Here is a 26,891-nt window from a genome sequence, read left to right on the forward strand (position 1 = left end):
TACCCTCACGCAGCCCCGCAAGCTGTCGATTGAATTTAATGGCGATAAGCTTCAGAATTTGCACCTATTCGCAAACCCGATTGAAACCAGCAAACCTGACCCGAAAGACCCCAACGTGATGTACTTTGGTCCGGGAATTCACTCACCGGATGACAAGCCGGGTGACGTGTTTAAAATTCCCAGTAACAAAACGGTGTACATCGACGGGGGTGCGGTTATCCGGGGTAAACTCGTTTGCAACAACGTCAAAAACGTGCGGATTATCGGTCGGGGCATCATCGATCAGCCGCAACGGGGCATTGAAATAACCCATTCCGAGAACGTACTGGTCGACGGGATCATCGTCAAAAACCCGCAGCATTATACCGTCTACGGCGGTCAGTCGAAGGGCATTACGATTCGAAACCTGAAATCGTTTAGCTGCAAAGGCTGGAGCGACGGTATCGATCTGATGAGTTGCTCGGACGTGCTGGTCGACGATGTGTTCATGCGCAACTCCGATGACTGCATTGCCCTGTATGGGCACCGCTGGGATTATTACGGCGGGTCCCGCAACGTCGTGGTTAAAAATTCGACGCTCTGGGCCGACGTAGCGCACCCGACCAACCTGGGCCTGCACGGAGATACCCGGTCCGTTGGCGATACGCTGGAAAATATAACCTTCAGCAATCTGGACATTCTGGAACACGACGAGGACGACCCGGATTATCAGGGCTGTCTGGCCATTAGCTGCGGAGACCTGAATCTGATTCGTAACGTAACCTACGAGAACATTCGGATTGAGGATTTTGAGGAGGGCAAGCTGCTGAGCTTCCGCGTAATCTATAACAAAAAGTACAACACGGGGCCCGGGCGAACGGTCGAAAATATTACACTCCGAAACATAACGTATTCGGGATCAATGGCTACTCCGTCGATCATCGAAGGGCTTAGCGATCAGGGCATGGTTCGCGGAGTAACATTCGACAACGTCCGGATCAACGGCAAACTTCTTCGGACCAACCAATCCGACGACATCCGCGTCGGTGCATTTACGCAGAACATTCAGTTTAAGGCAGACTGATTTCAGCTCATCATACATTTCTGATGAATGGCAGGGTATGAGCAACTAGCCACGGTCTATTTACGGGTAGACGGTGAACCAGATTCATCGGGAAAATTTTCGTATGCATAGCCGTGCGCTCAGAATAAGTTGGTTACTAGGGATGCTTTGCATGGCGTGGCCTGCCCACGCGCAGGTCTGGCAGTGGTCCACGCCCGTTCCGACCGTTGTGTCGCCCGAAACAGGCGACCATCCGCAGGCCTTTTTGTGGATTCCTGACCAGTGCCGCTACGTGCGGGGCGTAGTAGTGGGTCAGCACAATATGCTCGAAGAAGGCATCTTCGAACACCCCGACTTCCGCAAAACCATGAGTCAGTTGGGCTTTGCCATCGTCTGGGTTACCCCTATGATCAACCAGACGTTCGACTGGAACCCAACGGCTACGACGAAAGGCGCGGGGGTGGAGTTTCAGGACATGATGAAACGGCTGGCCGACGTGTCAGGTTATTCGGAATTGGCAATTGCCCCCGTCGTGCCGCTGGGACATTCGGCGCTGGCGAGTTATCCGTGGAATTTTGCGGCCTGGAACCCCGGTCGTACGCTGGCCATTGTATCAGTACACGGCGATGCCCCGCAAACGAACCTTACCGGCAGCGGTCGCCCGAATCCTGACTGGGCCGGACGAACCATCGACGGTGTACCGGGCCTAATGGTGATGGGTGAATACGAATGGTGGGAAGACCGGCTGAAACCCGCCTTTGCTTACGTGACTAACCACCCCAAAACACCGTTTAGTCTACTAGCGGATGCTGGTCGGGGCCATTTCGATTATTCCGACGCGATGGTTCGCTACCTGGCGTTGTACATCCAAAAAGCCGCTCAGTACCGCCTGCCTAAACAAAAGAATCAGGCCGATACGGTGATCCTGACGCCCATCGATCCGCAAAAGGGCTGGCTGATGGACCGCTGGCGCAAGGATAGTCTGCCCACGGCGGCACCGGCTCCGTACCAAAGCTACAAAGGCGATAAGCGGGTAGCCAGCTGGTGTTTCGATGGGGAAATGGCCCGGGCGACTGAGGCTATCTACCGGCAGGCGCGGGCTAAAAAGCCGCAGTACCTGGGTTTCCGGCAGAACGGACAGTTCCTCAAACCAACGAAAGGGCACGCCAACTACCAACTGCCGTTTTTGCCCGATACTGATGGGATTACGTTTTATCTGAGTAGTGTCTTAACCGATACGTCCCGCGTTCGGGTTACTACCGCGCACGCCCGCACGCCCATCCGCATCGACCGCATATGTGGCCCCGTCCGCAAACTCAACGATACGACCTTTCAGCTGAGCTTTTACCGCATGGGGTTCAACAACCCCAAACGCTCGAACGACATCTGGCTGCTAGCGTCCAATGACGGTGATGCCAATTACAAGAGCATTGTGCAGCAAGCTGATCTGCGGTTTCCGATAGCGAACAAAGACGGGAAGTCACAGACCATTACGTTTCCGGCTATACCCGACCAGCAACTAGCCACGAAGTCGCTGCGGCTCAGGGCGGTGTCAAGCGCGAGCTTGCCGGTTCACTATTACGTCAAGGCGGGGCCGGCCATCGTGGAAGGCAACCGGCTGGTGCTTACGCCCATTCCTCCGCGCAGCCGTCGACCCGTGGCGGTCACGGTGGTAGCCTGGCAGTATGGTACCAGCGTGGGCGACAAAGTCCAGTCGGCCACGCCCGTCGAGCAAACCTTTCTGATTCAATCGCGCAAATGAGTAAACAGATAGTCAATCCGTTAACGTCTTTCTTACCGGCCTTACTTTTTACAGCTGGCGTTCTTTGTTCAGTCAATCCCTGTGCTGCTCAGACATTGCCAACAGGCAACGTAACGACGGTCTGTAATCCGATGAATCTGGATTACCGCTTCACGCTCGACGGTCCATCCCGGCGGGAAGCTGCCGACCCCACCGCCATCATGTTCAAGAACGAGTATTACCTATTTGCTTCCCGGTCGGGGGGCTATTGGCACTCGACGGACCTCAACCACTGGGAGTTGATCAAAACTGATGACCTGCCGCTGGAAGATTACGCGCCAACGGCGGTCACCGTCGGCGACACGGTTTACTTCATGGCCTCTACCACGAAGCCGGGCGGAAAAATTTATAAAAGTGCCGACCCTAAAAGCGGCAAATGGACCGTAGCCAATTCGGATTTTCCGTTTGCCCTGACCGACCCGGATTTGTTTCTGGACGATGATGGCCGGTTGTATCTCTATTACGGCTGTTCCAATGTGCAGCCGATCTACGTGGTCGAGTTGGATCGGAAAACGCTCATGCCGATGGGTAAATCGACGGGCTTGTTTGCAGGGAATCCGAAAACGTACGGCTGGGAACGCTTCGGCGACTACAACGAACGCCCCGAAAAGCCCTGGCTGGAAGGGGCCTGGATGACCAAATACAAGGGTACGTATTATCTGCAATACGCCAGTCCTGGAACCGAGTTCAAGAGTTATTCGGATGGGCTATATACATCGAACAAACCGACGGGGCCGTTCAAACTCGCGGCCAATAACCCCTTCTCGGCCCGGCCCGAAGGCTTCATCGCGGGCGCGGGTCACAGTAGCACGTTTCAGGATCGGTACGGCAATTTCTGGCGGATCTCGACTATGTCCATCTCTGTAAAACACCGCTGGGAACGACGACTAGGGCTTTTCCCCACCTTTTTTGGCCCCGACGGAAGTTCCTATACCAACACCGCATTCGGAGATTTTCCGTTTATCATTCCGAAAAAGAAGATCACTTCCCCCGCTGAACTCTTTCCGGGTTGGATGCTGCTCTCGTACGATAAACCCGTGCAGGTTTCGTCGGAACTGCCCAACCACCCCGCCCGGCAGGGAGTCGACGAAGATATTCGGACGTACTGGAGTGCGGCTACCGGCGGACCGAATGAGTGGATGCAGATCGACTTGCAGCAGCCGTGTCAGATTAACGCCGTGCAACTCAATTTCGCCGAAGAAGGGGCCACCTTGCTGGGGCGGACTGCCGACATTGCTTACCGCTACAAGCTTGCCTATTCGGACGATAACTGTACCTGGAAAGTGCTGGCTGATAAATCAACCAATCAGCAGGACGCCCCCCACGACTACCTATCGTTTGCCAGGCCGGTTCAGGCCCGCTACCTGCGCGTGACGAATCTGCATACCCCGAGTGGTCAGTTTGCCCTTTCCGACTTCCGGGTATTTGGTAAAAGTTCGGAGAAACTACCCGCGCCGGTGAGCGAGCTGTCGGTAATACGCGACAAAACGGATCCCTGCATCGTTACGTTGAATTGGCCCAAGAGCGATGGCAGCGTTGGGTATAACATCCGATACGGCACAGCGCCGAATCAGTTGCAGCATACTTATCAGGTCATAGGGAAAAATACGCTGGTGATTCGTAGCCTCAACAAGGATGAAAGCTACTATTTCACCATCGACAGCTTCAATGGTCGGGGCGTAACACCGGGCCCCAAACCACAACACATTCCCTGATAGTCGGATAAGTCAATCACCCATTTACCCATTTACGTTATGTTTTCTCTGCATCGCCCCGGCCACCTGTTGCTGTACCTGACCATCGGGCTAGCCACGTTCCTGTCGTCGGGTTGGATACGTCTCCCGGCCGTCGAAACCAACTCCGCATTCAGCCATCCGATCACAACCGGCGGGCATAAGAAACGCAAACCAGTCAACGCCGTTCCGTCGGAGAAGGACATGGCCGCTTATCTGCTGGTGTATTTCAAGGACGAAGATCACAGCCTGCACATGGCGCTGAGCAACGACGGCTACTCGTTTACCGACGTTAACCAGGGGAAGCCGGTGCTGGCGGGCGACACGCTGGCCGAGCAGAAAGGTATTCGCGATCCGCACGTCATGCGGGGCAACGACGGGTATTTCTACATGGCCATGACCGACCTACACATTTACGCCAAAGAAGCCGGGTTTCGGTCGACGCAATGGGAGCGGGACGGCAAGGAATACGGCTGGGGCAACAACCGGGGTATTGTGTTGATGAAATCGAAAGACCTTATCAACTGGTCGCACACGATTCTGCGCGTGGATAAAGCCTTTCCAGAGTGGGACAAAATTGGCTGTGCCTGGGCGCCCGAACTGATCTACGACCCGACCAACGGGAAACTGATGATGTATTTTACGCTCCGTTTTGGTAACGGCCTGAGTCAGTTGTATTACGCGTACCTCAACCCGGGGTTTACGGCACTGGCCACTGAGCCAAAGCTACTGTTTCAGTACCCGAAGTATAACAAATCCTACATCGATGGCGACATTACGAACGTAGGCGACAAATACCACCTTTTCTACGTTTCCCACGACGGCAAAGCGGGCATTAAACAGGCCGTTTCTGACAAACTGACCACTGGCTACGTCTACGACGAGAAATTTTACGATCCGGAGCCGAAAGCCTGTGAAGCACCCAACGTCTGGAAACGCATCGGGCAGAAAAAATGGGTGCTGATGTACGATTGCTACGGCATCAGTCCGCACAATTTTGGCTTCAGCGAAACCACGGATTTTGTCCATTTTACCAAGCTGGGCCACTTTAACGAAGGTGTGATGAAGACGACCAACTTCACTTCGCCCAAACACGGAACTGTTATTCACCTGACCCGGAAAGAAGCCCAATCACTGGCCGAACGGTACAGCCTGACCATGAATTTTTAGGCACGACCCGCGTTGACAATACCTGTCAGGCCGATGCACAAACCCTAACTTTGGTTAACCAATACATTGATTATGCGCATGTTAGCTTTTTGGTTCCTGTCGCTCAGTGCTGTCTGTACCGCCCTTGCCGGGCAGGCCCAACCCGCTAAAGCACACCCGTACCTGTTCTACACCCCTCAGCGGACCGACCGGCTGAAAGAGCGTATCAAAACGGATACGCTGCTGGCCAATCGCTGGAATGCCCTGCGGCAGCGCTGCGACAAATGGCTTTCGGAACCGCAAGGCGGCAACATGGAACAGCTGGCGTTGGCTTACACCATGACCGGCGACAAGCGCTACGCCGACCGGGCCAAAACGCTCCTGAACGAGTTGACGGGCCGGTCTTTCTGGGATGGTATGGACGACCGCACACCCCGCTGGAATGCCGGGCTGGGTACCAGTCACAACAATTGGACGGCCTCCGTTACGTTCGATGCTATTTACAATGCCCTGACCAACGGCGAGCGACGGGCCATTGCCGACCGGATTGTCAAGCTAGGTGTCGAACCGTCAATTGCCGACTGGGTATCAAAAGACAAACGCATTCAGTCGCTCGACAACATGGGCCACAACTGGTGGGCAGCCATCGTGTTCGAAGCGGGTATTGCCTCGCTGGCGGTCATGAACGAGCAGCCGCAGGCCCGCCAGTGGGCTGCCGACATCATGCAGGATAGCCGCCAGTGGTTTGCTTTTGCAGGTAGTTTGCTGGAAAACAAACCGGCCAACTTTGACCCGGCGGGTGGCTTCTACGAAAGTATCAACTACGCCAACTACGGCGTGGGCGAATACCTGTTGTTCCGGGTAGCGTACACCAATGCGCTGGGCAAACTGACGATGCCCTATGATAACCTGCTGCAAAAAACCGTCGACTGGTTTATACACGCGGCCTACCCACGAAGTGGCGATAAGCCCGTACTGTCGCTGAACTTCGGCGACAGCAACGACTTTGCCAACGGCGAACGGCCAGCCAAACTGATGCTGGCGCTGGGCCTGGGTAACGACGATTATTACTGGTACATCAGGCACACGGATCAGAACCCGTTTCGGGAAAATCTGAACGTCGGCACACCGATGGGCCTCTTGTACCAACCCGAAAGCAAACGCGTTCCCGAAACGCCAACCTTGTCTCCTTCGGCGATGTATGGTTCGATGGGTTGGGGAACGCTCCGGTCGTCGTGGAAGCCCGATGCGACGCTGCTGGGCATAAAAAGCGGCTACACCTGGAACCACGCCCACGCTGATGCGGGGTCGTTTGTGCTGTACCATAAGGGTGAATACCTGTTGATCGACGGGGGCGATGTGGGGTACGGTAATCCCGAATACAGCAGCTATTTCGTGAAGAGTCAGGCGCATAACGTCGTGACGTTCAATGGCGAAGCGCAGGACGCCCGCGATCAGTACAATGCGGTAAAGAATCCAGGTCACCTCTATAACCTGCTCGATGGCGGATCGCTGAAATACATACTAGCTGATGCGACCGGCCCCACGTCCCGCAACTTTCTGCGGAACTACCGGAATTTCCTCTGGATCGGCAACGTGATTCTGATCATCGACGATCTGAAAACGTACGATAGCGGCCAGTTCGATTTCCTGCTGCACTACGCCGATAAAGCCATCAAGCGCGGTCCCGATCTGGAAATTACCAGCGGTAAAGCGGGGGTTCTATTCCGGCCCCTATACCCCGAAACCCTGCCGCTGGGCTACCCGCACGATTTCCCCGAAAAACTAAAATACCGCACCGAATACGGTTTACAGGACCGCACCACGAACGTCAAGATTCCGTACTACGTGTTATCGCCCCCCGAGAAAACGGACCGCACCAAGCTGGTCAACGCGATTCTGTTGCTTGATGAGACGAACCAGTCGATTCAGACGGCCACGGGTTCGTCGGGCGCTTCAGGTTCTGCCGGGCGAAGCAACCTACCGACCATCGAGAAGTTTGAGGGTACCAATTATCTGGGCCTGCGCATCACCCAGAACGGACAGGTAACGGAGGTGTACGTCAACTTGCTGGCTGACGGTCGGCTGATGCACCGCAACGCCAACCTGACCATCGGTGACTGGCAAACCGATGCATACCTGTCGGCCATTACTTTTCCCGAAGGCGCTAACCGTCAGGATCTGACTCAGTTGTCTTCCTTCTTTGTCGGCAATGGTAGCTACCTCCGCAAAAACGGAAAGCCGCTCCTGAGTTCGCTGTCTAAAGTGTTTCTGCACGCGGCCCGCACAGGTTCTCAACTCGATGTGCAGCTTCAGGGACAACCTCTGATTGAAGCATCGCTGGGGTTCGAAAAAGTAACTAAACTCAATGTAAATAACAAAGCCGTTTCGCCCATCTACGATTCGGGTAAGTTGTTGCTCGTCACCACAGAAGAAAAAAAGTAATTTCTCTACTAGCCTTTCGCTTTCATGCGCCTACTACGTCACCGTTTCATCCAACTCAGTTTTTTACTCGCCTGGGTTCTGGCCTGTCAATTTGTGGCGGCCCAGACACCCGAAACCCGTTTGCAGTCGCCCGATGGAAAGCTGGAGGTCGTTTTCGCGCAAAAAGAAATTACTCCCGGCCGGAAGCAGATGACCTACTACGTCAACTACGACGGGAAACCCGTTATCCTGGAGTCGGGGCTGGGTGTGCAGATCGACAATCACGTATTCGAGCACGCTATGGCGCACAAAGTGACCACGCCCCCCGGTACGCTGGGTGCCAACTGGTGTGATAACTTGGTGATTAAAAACGTCGTCAAAACGGCGAAAGACACAACCTGGAAACCGGTGTACGGCGAACGCAGCCTGATCCGGGATCACTACAACCAGCTTGAGGTTCAGCTTCAGAAACCCGATGCGCCGGACTATTCGTTGCACGTCATTTTTCGGGCCTACGATTCGGGTATCGCGTTCCGGTATTTTTTCCCTGAGCAGCCCAACGGACTGTACTACCGCGTGATGGCCGAAAACTCGGAGTTCACACTGCCCGCCGATACTAAAGCCTGGTACACGGCCTGGGCGCAGGGAGCCTATCAGGCATTGCCCCTGTCCGGCCGTGCGACGGACCGCTGGCCCGAAGATTCGGAGCGTCCGCTGACCCTGTCGCTGCCCAATGGTATCTATGCCTCGCTGGCCGAAGCGCAACTGACCGATTACGCCATGACCAAATTTAAACTCGCCCCCGGCAAGCCGAACACAGTGGTTACGTCGCTGTACGAAAGCGTCGATCTGATGTCGGATGTGGGTACGCCCTGGCGGGTGGTGATGGTGGCGAACCGGTTGGGTAAGCTACTGGAAAACAATGACATCATGCTGAACTTGAACCCGCCCGCTACGGTGATTAACACTGATTGGATCAAGCCGGGCAAGATGATACGCGAGGTGACACTGACCACGCAGGGGGCAATGTCGTGTATCGACTTTGCGGCTGCTCACAACCTGCAATACATTCTGTTCGACTGGAAATGGTACGGCCCGGCGTTTACCTTCCATTCGGACGCCCGGCAGGTCGTGGCCCCCGTCGATATGCCGCAGGTGATTGCCTACGGAAAATCGAAAAATGTGGGCGTCATTCTGTACGTGAATTTACAGGCGTTGTATAAGCAGATGGACGAGATTTTTCCGTTGTACAAAAAGTGGGGTGTCAAAGGCGTTAAGTTCGGGTTTGTCGAAGTTGGCTCACACCGCTGGATGACCTGGCTCACCGAAGCCAAACGGAAAGCCCTTGAAAATGACCTGATGGTCAACATCCACGACGAATACCGCCCAACAGGCACCAGCCGAACGTATCCCAACGTGATGACCCAGGAAGGTATCCGGGGCAATGAGGAATTTCCCGATGCCACCCACAACACCGTATTGCCCTTCACGCGTTACCTGGCCGGGGCGGGCGATTATACGATCTGTTACTACGACAAACGGCTGAAGAACACCCATGCGCACCAGCTGGCGATGAACGTTATTTCCTACAGTCCGTTGCAATCGGTGTTTTGGTACGACAAACCGGCGCAGTACGGTGGCGAACCCGAAATTGAGTTTTTCGACAAGGTCCCCACTGTTTGGGACGATACGAAAGTAATTCACGACGCTATCGGGGAGTACGTAACCATCGCCCGCCGGAGCGGAGATGACTGGTTTGTCGGCACGATCACCAACAACGATGGCCGTACGTTGTCACTGCCACTCGACTTTCTGTCCAAAGGCAAAAGCTACATCGCGCACCTTTACACCGACGATCCGACGGTGCCGACCAAAACGCAGGTACGGGTGTCGACCAAAACTGTGAAGGCTGGTCAGTCGCTGGAGATGAAGCTGTTACCGCGTGGTGGTCAGGCCGTCTGGCTAACCCCAGCGAAGTAAGCGTTCTATTTTTGTTATCTCGGTCGTTCCTCGGAATGACAAAAAAAGCTAGTCAAATAGCGTCATTCAATATTCAAAACCATATGTCAATTGGCCGCTTTGTGATGATTAGTGGGCTCAGCTTCTTCGGAATGGCGAGCCACGTGCTGGCTCAATCTACGCCGGGCCTGCCTGATCCGTTACGGAGTAATAGTGGTGCACATATTACCACCGCCCGCGAATGGCAACGGGAGCGCCGGCCGGAACTGATCGAGCTGTTTACCAGCCAAGTGTATGGTCGTGCGCCGGGAAAGCCTGCCAGTATGACGTTCCGCGTTTTTGATACGGACACAATGGCGTTGGGTGGCAAAGCAACCCGTAAACAGGTCGCCATCTACATCAATGGTAAGCCCGACGGCCCCCGCATCGACGTGTTGCTGTACATCCCGAATCGTGTGCGCGGACCCGTTCCCGCCATCGTGGGCCTGAATTTCTGGGGGAATCACAGCATCAGTGCCGACCCCGGTATTCGCATTACCACCAGCTACCTGGAAACGGGCAAAAATAATCCGTACGTTGATCTGGATTGCGTAACCGATAACCGGGCAACGGAAGCCTGCCGGGGCATCAACGCCCGTCAATGGCCGCTGGACAGTATCCTGAATCGTGGCTACGCGCTGGTAACAGCCTACCGGGAAGACATTGCCTCCGACGTACCGGCTACCCGCTTTTCTACGGGTTTCCACACAGTCTATTCCGACTGGCAAAACCGGCCCGACAATTTCGGAACGATTGCCGCCTGGGCGTGGGGACTGAGCCGGATTATGGACTACCTGCAAATCGACCGCGCTGTCGACGGGAAACGGGTGGCAGTATTCGGCTGGTCGCGGCTGGGCAAAGCGGCCCTGTGGGCGGGGGCTACCGACGAGAGGTTTGCGGCTGTGCTCAGTAACGAATCGGGCTCGGGGGGCGCCAAGCTGTTCAGGCGGGGTCAGGGCGAATCCATCCGGCGGCTCTGTACCGTTTTTCCGCACTGGTACAGTACTAATTTCCGGCAATACATGGACATGGACACCCTACTGCCGTTCGATCAACACGAAGTCCTTGCGCTGCTGGCCCCCCGACCCGTCTACATCGCCAGCGCCGAGCAGGACAAGGGAGCCGACCCGATTGGCGAGTTTGAATCGGCCAAAGCGGCCAGTGCCGTATACCAGCTATTTGGGCGAGACGGGCTACCTACGACGACGCTACCGCCCCTCAACACCTCCGTGCAGGGTACCATCGGCTATCACATGCGAACGGGTGGCCACGACGTGACAAGCCTGGACTGGCACTATTTTCTGCAATTTCTGGATACGCATTTTAAAAAGAAGTGATCCGTTTTTTGCTTCAGCTGGCTAAGTAATTTTACCTGCTGTTTCAACTTCACCGTTTCAATGGCTATTAACGGATCAAATAATACAGATATTCACTGATTTTTAACGAGTTGCCTGTCTTTTTAGCTATTCACCGCAGAATTCTGCCCGTTTACCTCAAATACAACTTTATCTGTAATAGCAGCGAAAGCAGTAACGTATGTTTAAGTGGAATAAACTAAGTAGTCTATCATGAAAACGAAGCCCTTCTATTTCGCGGCTGTCCATCTTTCCTGGATACTCAATGCAGCAAGTCTCCTGCTACTATTCGGGCTACTAACTAACTGTCAGAAAGATACTGTAGTAACACCAGGTACTTCGTCAACGGGTGTTACCTCCACAACCGCATCATCCAGTACATCGACCACCAGTTCGAGCGTCGGTTTACCCGACACCAGTTTTGTGTCGATTCCTGCCAACACTACCTTCAGTTTTGCCTCCTCCGTCACTAACTCCGGCACGGGTGAGTCTTCGCCTGTTACAGCTCAATACTATCTGAATAAATACTTAGTCACCAACGCGCAGTACAAGGCCTTTTGCGATGCCACCAACCATAAACTACCCTCCTACTGGACCAGCAGCACCTATCCCAGCGGCAAAGCCGATCACCCAGTACTATACGTTTCACTCACCGATGCCCAAGCTTACTGTACCTGGCTGGGTACCCAAATCAGTGGCTATACTTTCCGAGTACCCACAGAAGCCGAGTGGGAGAACGCAGCTGCTGGTCCGAATAAATATACCTGGCCCTGGGGTAACGCCGAAGGCTCCTCCTACTCTAATAAAGTGTTGACCAGCAACTACAATTACAACGGGGTCTGTTCGGCTTATTACCTGGCCAATTACGGCACCACACTGGCCACCAATACCAACTCGTCTTCCACTGATTACAATAAATCAGTGGCGCTAAACTCGATCCTGTCCATCAATGCCAATGGGGGTGTTACGGGTTGGAAAGACGAAACCAACATCAAGGGGTTTGCCTATACCGATTTGTTCAACACGTTGGTGGCAGCAGGTGGGTATACTACACCGGTGACGGCGTATCCCAAAGGGCGGAGTTATTATGGCCTGTACGACATGGCGGGCAATGCCTGGGTATGGACCTCCTCAACCATCACAGCTAACAACGGGGGCGAAAAAGGGCAGACCGTTTATGCCATTCGAGGGGGCTCCTGGTATGCCAACGGCAGCAGTTGCAAGACGACATACCGGGGCGAAGGTCGGGCGGCAGCGGGGGCTTTTAATTCGGTGGGCTTCCGGGTAGCGGCCACTAAAAACTAATCTGGCTGATCTATGAAGACGAGTCTAATTCTACTGGTATTATCAGGTCTAGTTAGACTTGTAACAGGCTGTCAACAGACGGGTGTGGTTGTACCCAGCTTAGCAGCAACCTCGAGCAACAGCGGTACGAGCGGTACGAGTACCACCGCCACTAGCTGAACGGCGACATCGACTACCGCGACGAGTTCAGCGGTGACCAGCTCGTCAGCGTAAGTGTGGTCAATTACCGAGTGAACTGACCACCAATCAAATCATAATTGAAATGTGTGTATTGTGACATAATTTATCAAATCTACTATGGAGCGTAAAGACTTTATCAAAAACGGAGTTGTAGCATTAGGCAGTATTGCTTTAGCTCCTCTATTAAATAGCTGTAAGAAAGACACTGACAGCCCCAGTGCAAGTGCTTCTGTCAGTGCACTCACCTGTTCGTCGGCGACGGCATCAGGAGCGGCTACGATCAATACCGCTTACTCAGGTTCGGTTACCGTTCCATACACGGGCGGTAACGGAGTTGCCTACACGGCGGGTACGGCCATATCGTCTACCGGAGTTACCGGGCTTACGGCTACGCTACAGGCAGGAACGCTTGCCAGCGGGGCCGGCAATCTTACCTATGCCATCTCGGGTACGCCCACCTCGTCGGGTACAGCTAGTTTCGCCATTACATTTGGCGGACAGAGCTGTTCATTTACTGTTACGGTAAACGCAGCAGTGGCAACAACCGCTTCTGTCAGCGCATTAACGTGTGGATCAGCTGTATTTTCGGCTACATCAACAATAAATACGGCTTATTCCGGCACAGCAACCGTTCCCTATACAGGTGGTAACGGAGTTGCTTATAATGCGGGTACGGCTATATCGTCTACTGGAGTTACCGGGCTTACGGCTACGCTACAGGCAGGAACGCTTGCCAGCGGAGCCGGCAATCTTACCTATGCCATTTCGGGTACGCCTACTTCTTCGGGTACAGCCAGTTTCGCCATTACATTTGGCGGCCAAACCTGCTCATTAGCGCTTACGGTGGCCAGTGCAACAACCAGTTCCTGTTCGCAATACCCTACTGTCACAGAAGGGCCGTATCCGACTAAAAATCCGGGAAGTTATGTGATGTCCAACATCACTTCAGATCGTACGGGAACGACGCTCATCACTACCATTACCATTAAAAATTACGCTAGTAGTTGCGCTGCCGTAGGAGCCGGCACAATTGTAGATATATGGTATTGCGATGCCGCAGGCAACTACTCACAGTACGGTGGCACGGGCAGTACCCAATCGACCAACTATCAATCGGTTAACTTTTTGCGTGGTCGGCAAACTACTGACGCCAACGGTACGGTTACGTTTACCGGAATTTATCCTGGCTGGTACGAAGGGCGTACAACGCATATCCACTTGCACGTTTATAGTGCCAGCGGAACCAGTTTGGTAGTAGCCCAGATTGCCTTCCCGGAGACCATTACCAGCACCGTCTATGCCCAGGGAGCTTATGCCTCACACGGGCAGAAATCCATCGCTAACAGCAGCGATAATATTTTCAGTGCCACTTACGGTTCAGGCAAACTGCTAGATATTTCACTGGCGACGGTTACCGGCAGCGTTTCGGCCGGCTATACCTTAACTCATACGATTGCTTATTAGAGGGTGCGCTAACCAGGAAATACGGGCATATGAATGACGAGGCAAGGATATATCTGGCCGAACGCCGGGGTGTAACGGAATTGGATGGTTTACGAAGTTACCATTACTTCAATTTTGCCGGCTATAAAGAAGCGGGAAGGGAAGTTTTTGGTGAATTCATGGCACTTAACCAGGATATACTTGCGCCTGAAAACAGTACCAGACTCCATATCGATAGCCCCAGAGAAATTATCCTGCTACCCATAGTGGGCGGTATTGAAGTGCATACTGCGGACAATAAAGAACCGCTATTTGCGTCATCGGGACAGGTATTACACATGCCTGCTTTTCCCGATGACGCGATTGTAATAACGAACCCTTATCCCGATGATTTAATAAGTTTCCTTCAGATATGGCTAAAAAAGGTCAATTACCCCAAAAAGCGACCGGCTAATTCGACCTGTAGTTTTAACATCGACGATAAGGATAAACTTGTACAAGTATTTCACTCTTATTCTGGCCGTACAACAGGGTTTATAGGCAAATTCAATCTTCGGTCGGAAGGGGTATATCGGTGTAACCGCAAGGATGCCGATGTCTTGGGCATTGCTATAGCAGGTGCATTTGAATTTCAGGGCAGGCTCTTACAGCCCGGCGATGCATTAAAGCTGAAAAAGGTTCGGTCGGTGCTTGAATTTGAAGCACTTAGCCACGATGCCGTTCTTTTATTGATAGAAACAAGATAGCGTAGTTTTACCGTTAGGTTTCTGGACATATTTCCATAACCCGAGGATATGTCCAGAAATGAGTTTAGGAAAATACAACAAAGAAAAAGGAATAAGCGCTCTTAAGTTACCATTATCTTAATGCTCATAAAGGGCTCTTTATGAGCGACGCTTGCCCACTCATTTCACTATAACGATTACTTGAATTCGTAACGTACAGGGCCACATAGGCGTGCTGTTCGCAGTCAAGCCGCCGATTCGAGGGTCTAACTCCTGTTGAATTTCTCATCGCAATCCATCCGGTTAAATGGGGGCTTCAGGAACCAAGGCTTCTTTTGGGTAGTGGTAAAAATGCATTGCTAAAAAAGAGTAAGATTTAGCCCCGGGAGTCTATTTATAGCTAACCGAATCGTATTCTTATCATGTCGTCCTCTGGATTCAGTTTTGTCTTCGTTCTGCTTGTCGTCCTTTGCAGTTTCACGCTCACTCAGGATCGTCTACCGGTCGATCCGGCCCTGACGTATTGCGTGCAGCAGGCAACCAAGACCGCTGCGTCGCTCCCCGCTACACCGCCGAATTTGCCCCGTAACATCCTAAACGGCAAGAAGAACTGGAACTACATCAGCTATAAAGACTGGACCAGCGGCTTCTGGCCCGGTACGCTCTGGTACGTCTACGAATACACCAAAGACCCCGCCTGGAAGGCCAAAGCCGATTCTTTTACGCGGGAGCTGACACCACTCGCCTACCAGAAGGCCATCGACCACGATCTGGGCTTTCAGATGTATTGCAGTTTCGGTAACGGGCTGCGGCTGACGGGTAATCCCGATTATAAAAAGATTCTGCTGGCTGCCGCCGATACGCTGGCTACGCTGTTCAATCCGAAAGTCGGAACCATTCTGTCGTGGCCGCGCTCGGTACCGAATATGGAATGGCCTCAGCACAATACCATCATGGACAACATGATCAACCTGGAACTGTTGTTCTGGGCCTCGAAAAACGGGGGCGGCAAGCGGCTGTACGACATGGCCGTATCGCACGCGACAACGACCATGAAAAACCATTTTCGGCCCGACTACACCTCGTACCACGTAGTCGTGTATGACCTCGAAACGGGAAAGAAGATCAAGGGGGTTACGCACCAGGGCTACGCCGATAATTCGATGTGGGCGCGGGGGCAGAGCTGGGCGATTTATGGCTACACGATGACCTACCGGGAAACGAAAGACCCCCAGTTTCTGGCCTTTGCCCAAAACGTGTCGGACGTGTACCTGAAGCGCCTGCCCAAAGATTTGATTCCCTACTGGGATTTCAGTGCCCCAGACATTCCGAACGCGCCCAAAGATGCGTCGGCCGCTGCCGTTACCGCGTCGGCCCTGCTGGAACTCTCGACGCTGGTTAACGACAAAGCCAAAGCGGCCACTTACCGCGCCAAAGCCGAGCAGATGCTGGAAACGCTATCGTCGGCAAACTACCAGAGCCGTCAGGTCAACGACGCCTTTTTGCTGCACAGCACGGGACATAAACCCAACAACAGCGAGGTCGATGCGTCCATCAACTACGCTGATTATTACTACATCGAAGCGTTGATGCGCCTGAAAAAACTACAGGCAGGCAAACCGGTTCTGGCAAACTTGTAAACTTGGCTAGAGCCCGATACTTTATTTGAATGGCTGTTCTATAGGCCGATTTTGGTTCTATCTAAGCGCCATAAATGAGGTAGATCGACCGAACTGCAAATCGGCACGTTTTTTCTAGGGCATATCGATATGAACGGCCCCGCCCAAAATTGGGCTGAGAAAGGGGTATGAAGGCCGAAGAGTTGTCTATTTACTAAAAAGATCGAGTAAAAGATGGCTACCTCCAGGCTAAAATTGGTGGGCAGACGCAGACCTTATTATCCTTCATTGTATGCAAACAGAACACGATGCCGTTGGCAAAGCAGGACAGCTTATCGCGTTTGAGAGTCGATATGCTACGTCGCCGACCGAGGTGAAGACGATGAACACCAAACAGATCCGGCAGCTTTTTCTCATTGTTAATCTGTTCGTGGCCGATCTGTTCAGCTGGGTGCTTTCCTTCTTAGACCGCTATCATAATGCTCGGAAGTCAATAGTATGTTGCCGACCTGTCAGTTTCAAATAGGAATGATTGAACTGAAACCGGGCAGCGTCTGGAATACCATGCCCACCCACGATATGAATTTTTGTCCGATTACCGAACTACGATAAGCTCGATTGCGGTAGACCCGCTTATTTCTCATTAATTCGCTGTATTGGTGATACACAATAACTTGAACGATTTGTCTGAGGGCCTGCACCCGGTGGCCAGGCGAACTTACTGGAGTGTCGATGTAGGCGGTACCAAAATCGAGGGAGTTATTCCGTCCGCTCCCTTACCCAATGCCGTACGAATCCGTCGGCGAATCGATACTGAATCGCACTGCGGGTACGACCTATTGTAAATCGACCCGATAACAAAATCATGAACCTATTTACTGTTTTCGTTTCGCTTTTTCTGTTTAGTCATTACGTCGGGGCTCAGTCGCCGATTCGGATCGATAATCTGGCTAACGTGCCTCTGACCGAGCAGGTTATTGAGATTCCTTGGGCCACAGTGATAAAGGCTTCTTCTGGAATTGACACCACCAGGTTACAGGTACTGCTGACGGGAAGTAAGCAGCCAGTGGCGTATCAATTGGAACGCCGGGGTATGAAAGAGGTGCTGAACTTGCTAGTTCAGGTGTCCATTGGCCCCAAACAGTCGATTGGGCTGACGCTACGGGAAGGTACACCAGCATCGGCCGCCCCTAAAACGTATGGCCGTTACGTTCCCGAACGCTTCGATGATTTCGCTTGGGAGAACGACCGGGTAGCATTTCGGATTTACGGCGCAGCCCTGAACGGTCGGTCGGACAATGCATACGGCACTGATATCTGGACCAAACGAACCAATCAATTGATTCTGAACAAGTGGTACAAAGAAAATGATTACCACAACGATCACGGCGAAGGGCTGGATTACTACCACGTGGGGCTTACCCTTGGTGCGGGTGATATCGCCGTTTTTCTGAACGACTCCCTCCATTTTATTCATAACTACCGGAGTTGGGAGCTACTGGACAATGGTCCCCTACGCACCACGTTCCGGGTTCGGTTCGACCCCTATACGTTCAATGGGATAACGGTACAGGAAGTACGAACGGTATCGCTGGATGCAGGATCACAACTCAACAAGGTACAGGTCCACATCGAGCAAACGTCGGGGAAAACTCTGCCGATGGTGGTTGGCGTCAGCCAGCGAAAAGAGCCCAGCCCGATCTTGCTGGACGAAAAAGCGGGCGTCCTGGGTTACTGGGAGCCTAAACACGGCAGCGATGGTACACTGGGGATCGGTTGCGTATTTCCGGTTACGCCCGTTCGCATGCTGATGAAATATGACCACCTACTGGTCCGACTCAATGCGCCCCCGGTCGGTGATCTGATCTACTACATGGGTGGTGCCTGGGACAAAGCGGGCCGGATCACCTCAAGCCAGGACTGGTTTGCGTACTTGCATCAGTTCGCTCAGCAACGTAAACATACACCCCGCATTACTGTCGGTAAGTAGATCAACGATGTCCTACGCTGTCTTTTTTGATGAATTGGCTGGCAATTTATCACATCCTGACCAGTTGCGCCTGCGTATTACCGATCTGTTGGCTCAACTAACCCCTTATCTGCCCACGACCGTATGAGTAAATCTGTAGGGAATTTTCGCTGGACCGTTGTGGCTCTGCTGTTTTTCGCCACAACCATTAATTACCTCGACCGGCAAGTAGTGGGCCTGCTGAAACCGACGCTTGAAAAAGAATTCAACTGGTCGGAGATCGATTACAGCCGGATCGTGCAGCTTTTTTCGGCGGCTTATGCCCTGGGTCTGCTGTTATTCGGTCGTTTCATCGATTACATCGGCACTAAACGGGGCTACTCACTAGCCATTATCTTCTGGAGTCTGGCGGCTATGGCCCACGCTATGGCGACCAGTACAGTTGGTTTTATCGTGGCCCGTGTGGGTTTAGGACTAGGTGAAGCCGGTAATTTTCCGGCGGCTATAAAAACGGTAGCCGAGTGGTTTCCCAAGAAAGAACGGGCATTGGCCACGGGTATCTTCAACTCCGGAGCTAATATTGGTGCGGTGATTGCCCCTATCGTCGTTCCCTGGTTGCTGGGTGTTTACGGGTGGCAAATGGCCTTCATCGCTACCGGAGCCGTTGGGTTCATCTGGTTGATTTTCTGGCATTTTAGCTATCAATCGCCTGCACAGCAACCTCGTTTGTCAAAGGCCGAATACGACTATATCCTTAGCGATAACGAGCCGGAAACCACTGCCGCTCAGGAGACATCGGTCGGGTGTGGGCAACTGCTGAGCAAACGGCAGACCTGGGCCTTTGTGTTTGGTAAAATGCTGACCGACCCCATCTGGTGGTTTTTTCTGTTCTGGCTACAGGACTATTTTGCCACCACCTTTCACCTTGACCCCAAGAAGCCTAACCTGTATCTGGCCGTCCTCTACACGCTGGTCAGCATCGGGAGTATTGGTGGAGGCTATCTGTCGTCGGCGCTGATTCGGCGGGGTTGGAGTGTCTGGAAAGCCCGTAAGACAGCCATGTTTATCTTTGCCCTGCTGGTGGTACCCGTCATCGCCGTTCGATATGAACCGGGTATCTGGGGGGCGGTGGCCTTGATCGGTCTGGCCGGGGCGGCCCACCAGGCCTGGAGTGCCAACATTTTTACGACAGCCTCGGATATGTTTCCTAAACGGGCGGTCAGTACCGTGGTCGGCATCGGTAGCATGGCTGGGTCAGTAGGCGGCATCATTTTTCCCGAAATCGTCGGGCGTATCCTGCAACGCTACAAACAGGATGGCGACGTGCAGAGCGGCTACAGCATCATCTTTCTCATGTGTGGCTCCGCTTACCTGCTGGCCTGGCTCGTCATGCACGTACTCACGCCCACTATGAAGCCGGTTCAACTGGAAACCGTAGCGGCAAAAAGGTGATCATACGCCTTGCGATGTAAAATTAATTGGGTAGCACTGAACAACGAGCAACAAGCAACAAGCAATACCATTCACCAAGATACTTTCAATCATTTACCAATGCGTGTTTTAGATCAATTTTGTCTGGCCGGCAAAACGGCCTTGGTAACCGGCAGCGATACCGGATTAGGGCAAGCTATGGCCATTGCACTGGCCGAAGCCGGAGCCGATATTGTCGGCGCGTCCAATTCTGATGCGATTTTGGGCGGAGCTACCCAGCAGGCCATCGCGGGTCTGGGCCGTCAATTTAGAGGATACGTTGTTGATTTGTCGGACCGCGATAAACTCTATCAGTTCGTAACCGAAGTCAAAGCCGTGCACACCATCGATATTCTGATCAATAATGCCGGTATGATTCTGCGCAAACCCGTTGCTGAACACCCCGATGACTGGTGGGATAAAGTAATCTCCGTAAATCTCGATGCGCAGTTCTTGCTAACCCGTGAATTTGGGAAAGACATGATTGCCCGGGGAAGCGGAAAAATTGTGTTTACCTGTTCATTACTGAGTTTCCAGGGCGGCATCAACGTACCCGGCTATACTGCCAGTAAAAGCGCGGTAGCTGGTCTGGTCAAGGCATTTGCCAACGAATGGGCCTCAAAAGGCGTCAACGTAAACGGCATTGCGCCCGGCTATATTGCGACCAATAACACAGAAGCGTTGCGGGCTGATCCAGACCGTTCGAAGGCTATTCTTGACCGCATTCCCGCCAATCGCTGGGGTGAACCCAGCGATTTCAAAGGCCCTATCGTTTTTCTAACCTCAAAAGCGGGCGCTTACGTCAATGGTACGATTCTGACCGTCGATGGCGGCTGGATGGCGCGTTAATTCGACGAGTATAGGACATAACCAACAAAATAAAATTATTGTGTATTATAAACACGATATAAATTAGTGAATATGATACTAGTAGAGTTTGAAGGAGTAGATCTAGAGGCTCATTACCGCAAATGTACCTTGGGTGCTCCTGATTTTGGAGGTTGTGTTAAATCACTCAATCACCTAATTAATATTGGGTGGACTATCAGTGAAGTTCGGCTACTAGGTAAGGAATGCTCAGTGCGGTTATGTAGAAGTCTGTTCAAGTCTAATTTGCTGAAGGACCCAACGGATCATCTTCTGGAAGAAGTTTTGGTCTTACTACAAAGTAACTGATATTAGCAATTGGGGTTGCGTATGCAACTGATAGGGTCTGAAAACCTTTACATATGCTACGGATTGTAGTTGACAGTTATTAAACCAATTTAACGCCCGAATAATTGATACTCAAATCTCTTTTCGTCTCAGTTGGGAGCATTTATTGAGATTGAGACAAAAACCACTTTATCATCATAAGGCTAGCTGTTTTTCCCTTACCTACTTCCCAAAGTAAAAATCATGATTCTTGAACATTCACTACAGGGTTAACTAGATATACGATCAGTAAAGTCTGTACCCTACCGAAGCAGATACGCTGGAGGAAGTATTATCCGTTGTAATGAATGGGTTTTCTATTCTGTTGAAATAGCGAAACTCACCTTGTAGCTGCACTACCATTCGCTCACTCAACCCATACCTGGCTCGTACGTGGATCAAAGCACCTACCGAGAAGGGTTTACTGGGCGATTGGGGGGCTAAACGGATACTCCTTCCACTGCCTAATATATCATACGAGGTTGATTCAAATGGACCACTGATTAGTTCTGGAAGTATTCCAACACCAGCGTAATACTGTAGTGGCCCTTTTGCTCTAAATAAGTAGGAGACGGTTAGGGGTAAGGAAAAGTAACGTGCCTGCACGCTGACTCGTATGGGTAAGTTTGCCATACCATTATAATCTCCAGTAGCCTCGTAGGTCCGATTTGTAGTGGTTACTTGTCCACTCAGCAACATTCGCTTGATGGCATATGAGCCTTCTACCCCATACAGTATCCCTGTTTTATACACCACGGCTACGTTTTGGGCAATACCGGTGCTGACAATGGGCGTTCGTTTTGGGCCCAACTGATCGAGTCCAATTAGGGGGGCAAAGACAACGGTTTTATTTTGCGCTTTCACCCGGGTGAACCAGCCAGCCAGTAGGATAGCTACTAAAAATGATCGCATCGAAGTAGGCAGGTATATGTGTTCACTGGGTTCAAAGCTAAACGAAAATTATATCTAACGATTAGTAGCGAATGGCCAAGTCAGCCAAACGGCTCAACTTCAAGCTTTACGATTCCTCCCCTTTTGATACTTTCTTTGGTAAGATGCGAAAAAGGAGTCAGATGAAACGCCTATTTATAGAGCAGATACATAAATGCTATTCGTCTAATGTGGGAGCGGTTTGTGAGAATAAGCGCCCCCTATTCATAGACTATAATTATCTCCATCTACAGCAGGAAGAGGGGCCAAGTTATCCTTCGATCCATCGGCGCAGGTCGGGGGTGCGGGCCGTGCTGACGATGAGCGGCTCGGTTCTGCCGGTAACCCATACCGCCAGCCGGTCGTTGAAGTACGATTCCAGTCGCTCGATGTACCGAATATGGACTAATTCCGACCGGTTGATCCGGAAAAAACGGGCGGGGTCGAGTTGTTCCTCCAGGTCGTTCAGGCTACCGTTCAGAGGGTATTTCTGTCCCTTGACGTCGAACGCAAAAATCACCCCCTCATCCGCCTGAAGGTACGTAATGTCGTTCGTGTCGAGCAGGTGAATTCCCTGGCGGAATTTGACGGCGAAGCGCTGTCGGTAGCTGACCTGGGCAGGCCGGAGTGCGTCGCGCAGTTGATTCAGAACGGTGTCGGTGAGCGTCGGCGCGGCCGGGGTTGGTGATGGCCTCAGCAGCGTGTATTTGTTCAGCGCCTGCCGTACCTGCTGTTCGGTGAACGGCTTCAGCAGATAAGCAATCCCGTTGCCCTGAAAGGCGCGCAGCAAAAACTGGTCGTAGGCCGTCGTGAAGATGACGGGGCAGCTTATCTGGACCCGGTCGAAAAGCGCGAATACATTCCCGTCCAGCAATTCGATATCCGAGAAAAGCAGGTCAGGGGCGGGGTTCGTCGCAAGCCAGTTCGTGGCTTCCTGAACGCTGGGTAGGCTGGTCAGGATGTGGGCATCGGGCAGCAGACGCGTCAGTAACTCGGCGAGTCGACGGGATGCGATGGCTTCGTCTTCGAGTAAAACAATGGTCACGTGTGAGAGAACTAGGGATGAATGAGGAACGGGTTCGGCGAGTCGATGGTAACGGGGCGTAGAATGGGCAGGCTGACGACGAATTCAGTTGTAGTCGACTGCACCCGTACGGTCTTGTCGGAGAGTAGCGCGTACCGAGCCTGTACATTCTTTAGTCCGGTACCCGTCGAGTCGACGGGCGTCAGTTTCGGGCGTCGATCGTTTCGCACTACGGCGGTTTTGTCGGTGATCGTCAACTCGATGAGCAATGGATCGGCTTCGCTGCCCTGGTTGTGCTTGACGGCGTTCTCGACCAGCGTCTGTAAACTGCCCGGCAGCACCAGCACCGCCAACGTATCCGGAACTTGTACCGTTGTCACGATTTCGTACGCCCGACCAAAGCGTTGGCGAATCAGATAGCTATAGTCGTTCAGGAAAGCGAGTTCGTCAGCCAGCGGTACTACATCTTCCTCCTTGTTGCGAATCAGGTAGCGGTACAAGGCTGAAAATCGGTGCAGGTACGCACTTGCCTGTTCGGGGCTGCGCTCGATGAGGGCACCCAGTACGTTCAGATTGTTGAACAGAAAGTGCGGGTCGATCTGCGCTTTGAGGTGGCGCAACTCGGCTTCGGTACGTTCTTTCTCCACCCGAATTAGCCGTTGCTGGGTTTCAAAGAAATGCTTGCCCGTGAGTACCGCAGCCAGCACCCCCGCCTGCGTGGCTACATCGATGAAACTGTACAGCACGTTGAACCAGCGGAAAGGCTGGCTGGCATGATACCGCTGCCAGATCAGTAGCTGATCGACCAGGCCGAAGAAGGCAAGTACCGCCAGCATTGACAGAAACAACAGCCCGTACCGCCGAGTGAACAGGAAAGCCGGAAACAGGACGTAGACGATGACCAGCACAGGACCGGTATGCGTGACCACGTTCAACACCCAGCCGGATAGAATAAACCACCACGGACGCTCCCAGTTGCCCGCCACCATAAACGGGAAGGCCATGACCCAGAGAACGCCGATCAGAACCCAGTCGGAGCGGGTGGGTTTGCGAAACGGTTGCTGACTGTTTATCATCATTTGGCTTGATTGAGACCGTCAAAAGTAAACGGGTTTGGGCTTTCATCCCGCTGTTTCTTCACGCCAAGGTTGTATCGTACGCTGAACCCGACGCGCCGTGTATCGCCCCGGCGCGACCCGTCGGCCGTAACGCTGCCCTGATTTAGCACAAACGTATTCCGGTTGGTGTAAAGCATATCCGAGAGCGAGAGGGTAACGATCAGTCGGCTGTTGAGAAACTTCCGGTTGACGCTCATGTCGACCGTGCCAAAATTGCCGAGTTCATAAAACTGCCGCTGCCCACGAATCGACCAGAAGCCATTGACCTGGAGCGTGGAGCGGCTGTCTAGGTCAAGCTGATGGTAAGTCAGCAGCGTCCACGACCCCCGGCTGAACGTAAGGGGTTGCCCTTCATACTGCCCGACGTACTGATTATGGTTGTACTGACCAATCACGGCAAAGAAGTAGCGACCGCCGGGCGGAATACCGAGTAACATACGAAAATAGGTTTCCTTGTTTCGACCGAGGTTGTCTGTTGTTCGGTAGGCGACGCTGGCGTTGGCGGGGTTCTGGTACAGCACACTGGAAAAAAGCTGCTGCGTATGGTTTTGCCCGATGGCCAGAATCGGCAGGTTCGCGACACTCAGGTTGACCTCTACGTTTTGGGTAAACTGAGGTTGTAAGGCCGGGTTACCCGTATCGTACAGATACTGATCGACGTACCGGATCGCGGGATCTAGCTGATCGTAGTTTGGCCGGGTGATGGACCGCCGATAGATGAACGATGCCTGAACGGGGAAGTTAGCGATGGATACCACAGGCCGACTCAGGTACAGGTAGGGGAACAGATCGGTGCGCCGTACCCGGAAGGTGGTGTCGGTTGGTACGCGCTGATGACCGTTCATGGTCGTGTGTTCGAGCCGTAGCCCTGATTTTAGGGTGAACTTGCCGAACGTTTTGGCAGCCTGCACGTAGCCGCTGTAGATACCGTCGGTGTAGTCGAAGGTGTTTGTCCGGGACAGATCAGGCTGGCGAATTGTCTGTCGGATCGTTACGTAATCGGTTTGGCTGGTGAACCATTGGTTGCTGGTTTTCAGGCCCGCTTCGAGCGTGAGTTTATGCGGGAGCTTCTGGACCCAGTCGAGCTTGGCGGTGGCCAGTTGCCGTCCGGTCAGCAGGGTGCCTTCGCCCAGAAGTGCGGTGCCAGCCGGGCGGATGAACGCCGTCTGGTAATCCTGATTCGTGCGCGCCCCCAGGTAGCTGTACGACAGATCGGCGGTGAGTTCCGACCCCAGCGAATCGAGTTTGTAGCGGCTGGACAGCCCCTGCGTCAGGGACCCGTTCCGCCCGATAGACTGAACTGTATTGAGGTTGTCGACCAGCAGCTGGTTACTTTCAGTTGACTGAATCTGGGTACTGTTATCGGCGGACGTGTTGGTAGACCCATAATTCACCCGCCCGTCGAGGTTTACTTCCCAGCGCTGGTTCAGCTGATAGCTCAGGCCATAGCCGGCAAAGAATGCGTCACCCGGTGTGCGGGTGTACCCTTCCTGACGGATAAGCTGGTTGCCGGGCAACTGGCGTGACCCGGTAAGCTGGTCATAGTTATCGCGCCGACTGTAGTTCAGGTTGAGGTAGCTGGATCGGTTGCCCGTACCATCGTTCAGACTAAACCCGACGCTCTGGTTGCCCAATCGGCCCTGATTCATCGTGGCCGTCACGCTGCCCGTCCGACCCAGTTTGATACCTTTCTTAAGAACAATATTCACCGCGCCCCCGGCACTCGATGCATCATAACGGGCCGACGGTGTGCGCATGATTTCGATTCGCTCAACACTATTCGGTGGCAGGCTTCGCAGCAGTGTAGCCACGTCTTCGGCACTCATCCGCTGCTCCCGGCCATTGATGTAAATCGTGGCGGGTACTGCGCTGGTCAGGTACACGTTACCATCCTGATCCAGAAACAGGCCGGGTGTTTTTGTGAGCAATTCAAAGGCATTAGTGCTGCTGTTGGCGAGTAGTTCGGGATTAACGATGGTCTTGTCGTCTTCCTGGTGCATGATGGCTTTGCGCGCCGTAACGGTTACGGACGCCAGGGTTTTGGCATCGACGTCGAGGGTGAACCGGAAGGTAGACTGGGCTTTCATCAGCCGGATTCCCTGTGTAATTGGCTTTTTACCCAGCGCCGTAATACTCAGTTCGTAGGGGGTATCCGACCGTAGCATCAACTGGGCGATACCCGCTGTGTCGGTGATGGTAGCGAGCTGGCGGGTCGAGTCTGACCAGGCCCGAAACCGCACCGTGGCCCCAAACAAGGGTTTCTGTTTCGTATCGGTCAGCACCACCCGCACTCGGCTCGAGCCAGTGACGGATAGCGTGGTATCGGAAGCTGGTTGCGCTCGCAATGGGACAAACGATAGCAGTGAAACGATGGCCAAGTACAAGAGCCGCATAGGTTTGAGTCATTTTGTT

The 26,891-nt window shown here is 53.1% G+C and carries 19 protein-coding genes and 1 pseudogene; 16 read left to right on the forward strand and 4 right to left on the reverse strand.

From position 1 onward, the window contains the following. Nucleotides 1-58 precede the first annotated feature (58 nt). The 16 genes and pseudogenes from ACYU87_RS24485 to ACYU87_RS24560 all read left to right on the forward strand — a co-directional run bounded on the left by ACYU87_RS24485 (nucleotide 59) and on the right by ACYU87_RS24560 (nucleotide 21,062). Nucleotides 59-1,063, forward strand: a complete 1,005-nt coding sequence (locus tag ACYU87_RS24485) for a glycosyl hydrolase family 28 protein (protein WP_461136645.1) — start codon at nucleotides 59-61, stop codon at nucleotides 1,061-1,063. Between the two features lie 151 nt (nucleotides 1,064-1,214). Then, the gene (locus ACYU87_RS24490; protein WP_461136646.1) at nucleotides 1,215-2,804 is read left to right on the forward strand and encodes a hypothetical protein; all 1,590 of its coding nucleotides are present in this window, start codon (nucleotides 1,215-1,217) and stop codon (nucleotides 2,802-2,804) included. After that, on the forward strand, nucleotides 2,801-4,558 hold the full coding sequence (locus ACYU87_RS24495) for a family 43 glycosylhydrolase (protein ID WP_461136647.1): 1,758 nt from the start codon (nucleotides 2,801-2,803) through the stop codon (nucleotides 4,556-4,558). The genes ACYU87_RS24490 and ACYU87_RS24495 overlap by 4 nt, the downstream gene beginning before the upstream one ends. Before the next feature lie 39 nt (nucleotides 4,559-4,597). Then, on the forward strand, nucleotides 4,598-5,746 hold the full coding sequence (locus tag ACYU87_RS24500) for a glycoside hydrolase family 43 protein (protein WP_461136648.1): 1,149 nt from the start codon (nucleotides 4,598-4,600) through the stop codon (nucleotides 5,744-5,746). Between the two features lie 72 nt (nucleotides 5,747-5,818). Continuing rightward, complete coding sequence (locus ACYU87_RS24505) at nucleotides 5,819-8,170, forward strand: heparinase II/III domain-containing protein (RefSeq protein WP_461136649.1); 2,352 nt, start codon at nucleotides 5,819-5,821, stop codon at nucleotides 8,168-8,170. A gap of 24 nt (nucleotides 8,171-8,194) precedes the next feature. Next, the gene (locus ACYU87_RS24510) at nucleotides 8,195-10,129 is read left to right on the forward strand and encodes a glycoside hydrolase family 97 protein (RefSeq protein ID WP_461136650.1); all 1,935 of its coding nucleotides are present in this window, start codon (nucleotides 8,195-8,197) and stop codon (nucleotides 10,127-10,129) included. 83 nt (nucleotides 10,130-10,212) lie between these two features. Then, nucleotides 10,213-11,484 carry an alpha/beta fold hydrolase gene (locus ACYU87_RS24515; protein ID WP_461136651.1) on the forward strand — a complete coding sequence of 424 codons (1,272 nt, stop codon included), beginning with the start codon at nucleotides 10,213-10,215 and terminating at the stop codon, nucleotides 11,482-11,484. Nucleotides 11,485-11,715: 231 nt separating this feature from the next. Continuing rightward, nucleotides 11,716-12,807 carry a formylglycine-generating enzyme family protein gene (locus ACYU87_RS24520; protein ID WP_461136652.1) on the forward strand — a complete coding sequence of 364 codons (1,092 nt, stop codon included), beginning with the start codon at nucleotides 11,716-11,718 and terminating at the stop codon, nucleotides 12,805-12,807. A 297-nt stretch (nucleotides 12,808-13,104) separates the two neighbouring features. Then, entirely contained in the window at nucleotides 13,105-14,451 is a 1,347-nt protein-coding gene (locus tag ACYU87_RS24525; protein WP_461136653.1) for a hypothetical protein, read from the forward strand. A 29-nt stretch (nucleotides 14,452-14,480) separates the two neighbouring features. Beyond that, nucleotides 14,481-15,176: a cupin domain-containing protein gene (locus tag ACYU87_RS24530; protein WP_461136654.1), complete on the forward strand. Its 696-nt coding sequence runs from the start codon at nucleotides 14,481-14,483 to the stop codon at nucleotides 15,174-15,176. Nucleotides 15,177-15,577: 401 nt separating this feature from the next. Further along, the gene (locus ACYU87_RS24535; RefSeq protein WP_461136655.1) at nucleotides 15,578-16,795 is read left to right on the forward strand and encodes a glycoside hydrolase family 88 protein; all 1,218 of its coding nucleotides are present in this window, start codon (nucleotides 15,578-15,580) and stop codon (nucleotides 16,793-16,795) included. A gap of 271 nt (nucleotides 16,796-17,066) precedes the next feature. After that, on the forward strand, nucleotides 17,067-17,300 hold the full coding sequence (locus ACYU87_RS24540) for a hypothetical protein (RefSeq protein WP_461136656.1): 234 nt from the start codon (nucleotides 17,067-17,069) through the stop codon (nucleotides 17,298-17,300). Nucleotides 17,301-17,478: 178 nt separating this feature from the next. Continuing rightward, nucleotides 17,479-17,610: pseudogene (locus tag ACYU87_RS24545) on the forward strand (ROK family protein); the annotation flags it as partial. A gap of 29 nt (nucleotides 17,611-17,639) precedes the next feature. After that, a complete protein-coding gene (locus tag ACYU87_RS24550) occupies nucleotides 17,640-18,764 on the forward strand; it encodes a DUF4861 family protein (RefSeq protein ID WP_461136657.1) in 1,125 nt (374 codons plus the stop codon). 123 nt (nucleotides 18,765-18,887) lie between these two features. Beyond that, nucleotides 18,888-20,195, forward strand: coding sequence for an MFS transporter (locus ACYU87_RS24555; protein ID WP_461136658.1), 1,308 nt, complete (start codon nucleotides 18,888-18,890; stop codon nucleotides 20,193-20,195). A gap of 99 nt (nucleotides 20,196-20,294) precedes the next feature. Then, the gene (locus ACYU87_RS24560; RefSeq protein ID WP_461136659.1) at nucleotides 20,295-21,062 is read left to right on the forward strand and encodes an SDR family NAD(P)-dependent oxidoreductase; all 768 of its coding nucleotides are present in this window, start codon (nucleotides 20,295-20,297) and stop codon (nucleotides 21,060-21,062) included. 591 nt (nucleotides 21,063-21,653) lie between these two features. On the opposite strand, the gene ACYU87_RS24565 is transcribed toward ACYU87_RS24560, so the two are convergent. The 4 genes from ACYU87_RS24565 to ACYU87_RS24580 all read right to left on the reverse strand — a co-directional run bounded on the left by ACYU87_RS24565 (nucleotide 21,654) and on the right by ACYU87_RS24580 (nucleotide 26,872). Beyond that, on the reverse strand, nucleotides 21,654-22,319 hold the full coding sequence (locus ACYU87_RS24565; RefSeq protein ID WP_461136660.1) for a hypothetical protein: 666 nt from the start codon (nucleotides 22,317-22,319) through the stop codon (nucleotides 21,654-21,656). 289 nt (nucleotides 22,320-22,608) lie between these two features. Then, complete coding sequence (locus tag ACYU87_RS24570; RefSeq protein WP_461136661.1) at nucleotides 22,609-23,382, reverse strand: LytR/AlgR family response regulator transcription factor; 774 nt, start codon at nucleotides 23,380-23,382, stop codon at nucleotides 22,609-22,611. An 11-nt stretch (nucleotides 23,383-23,393) separates the two neighbouring features. Further along, on the reverse strand, nucleotides 23,394-24,440 hold the full coding sequence (locus tag ACYU87_RS24575) for a sensor histidine kinase (RefSeq protein WP_461136662.1): 1,047 nt from the start codon (nucleotides 24,438-24,440) through the stop codon (nucleotides 23,394-23,396). After that, nucleotides 24,437-26,872 (reverse strand): outer membrane beta-barrel protein, encoded by a 2,436-nt coding sequence (locus tag ACYU87_RS24580; protein WP_461136663.1) that lies wholly within the window; start codon nucleotides 26,870-26,872, stop codon nucleotides 24,437-24,439. The genes ACYU87_RS24575 and ACYU87_RS24580 overlap by 4 nt, the downstream gene beginning before the upstream one ends. Nucleotides 26,873-26,891 lie beyond the last annotated feature (19 nt).

This window comes from Spirosoma lituiforme (assembly GCF_054776635.1).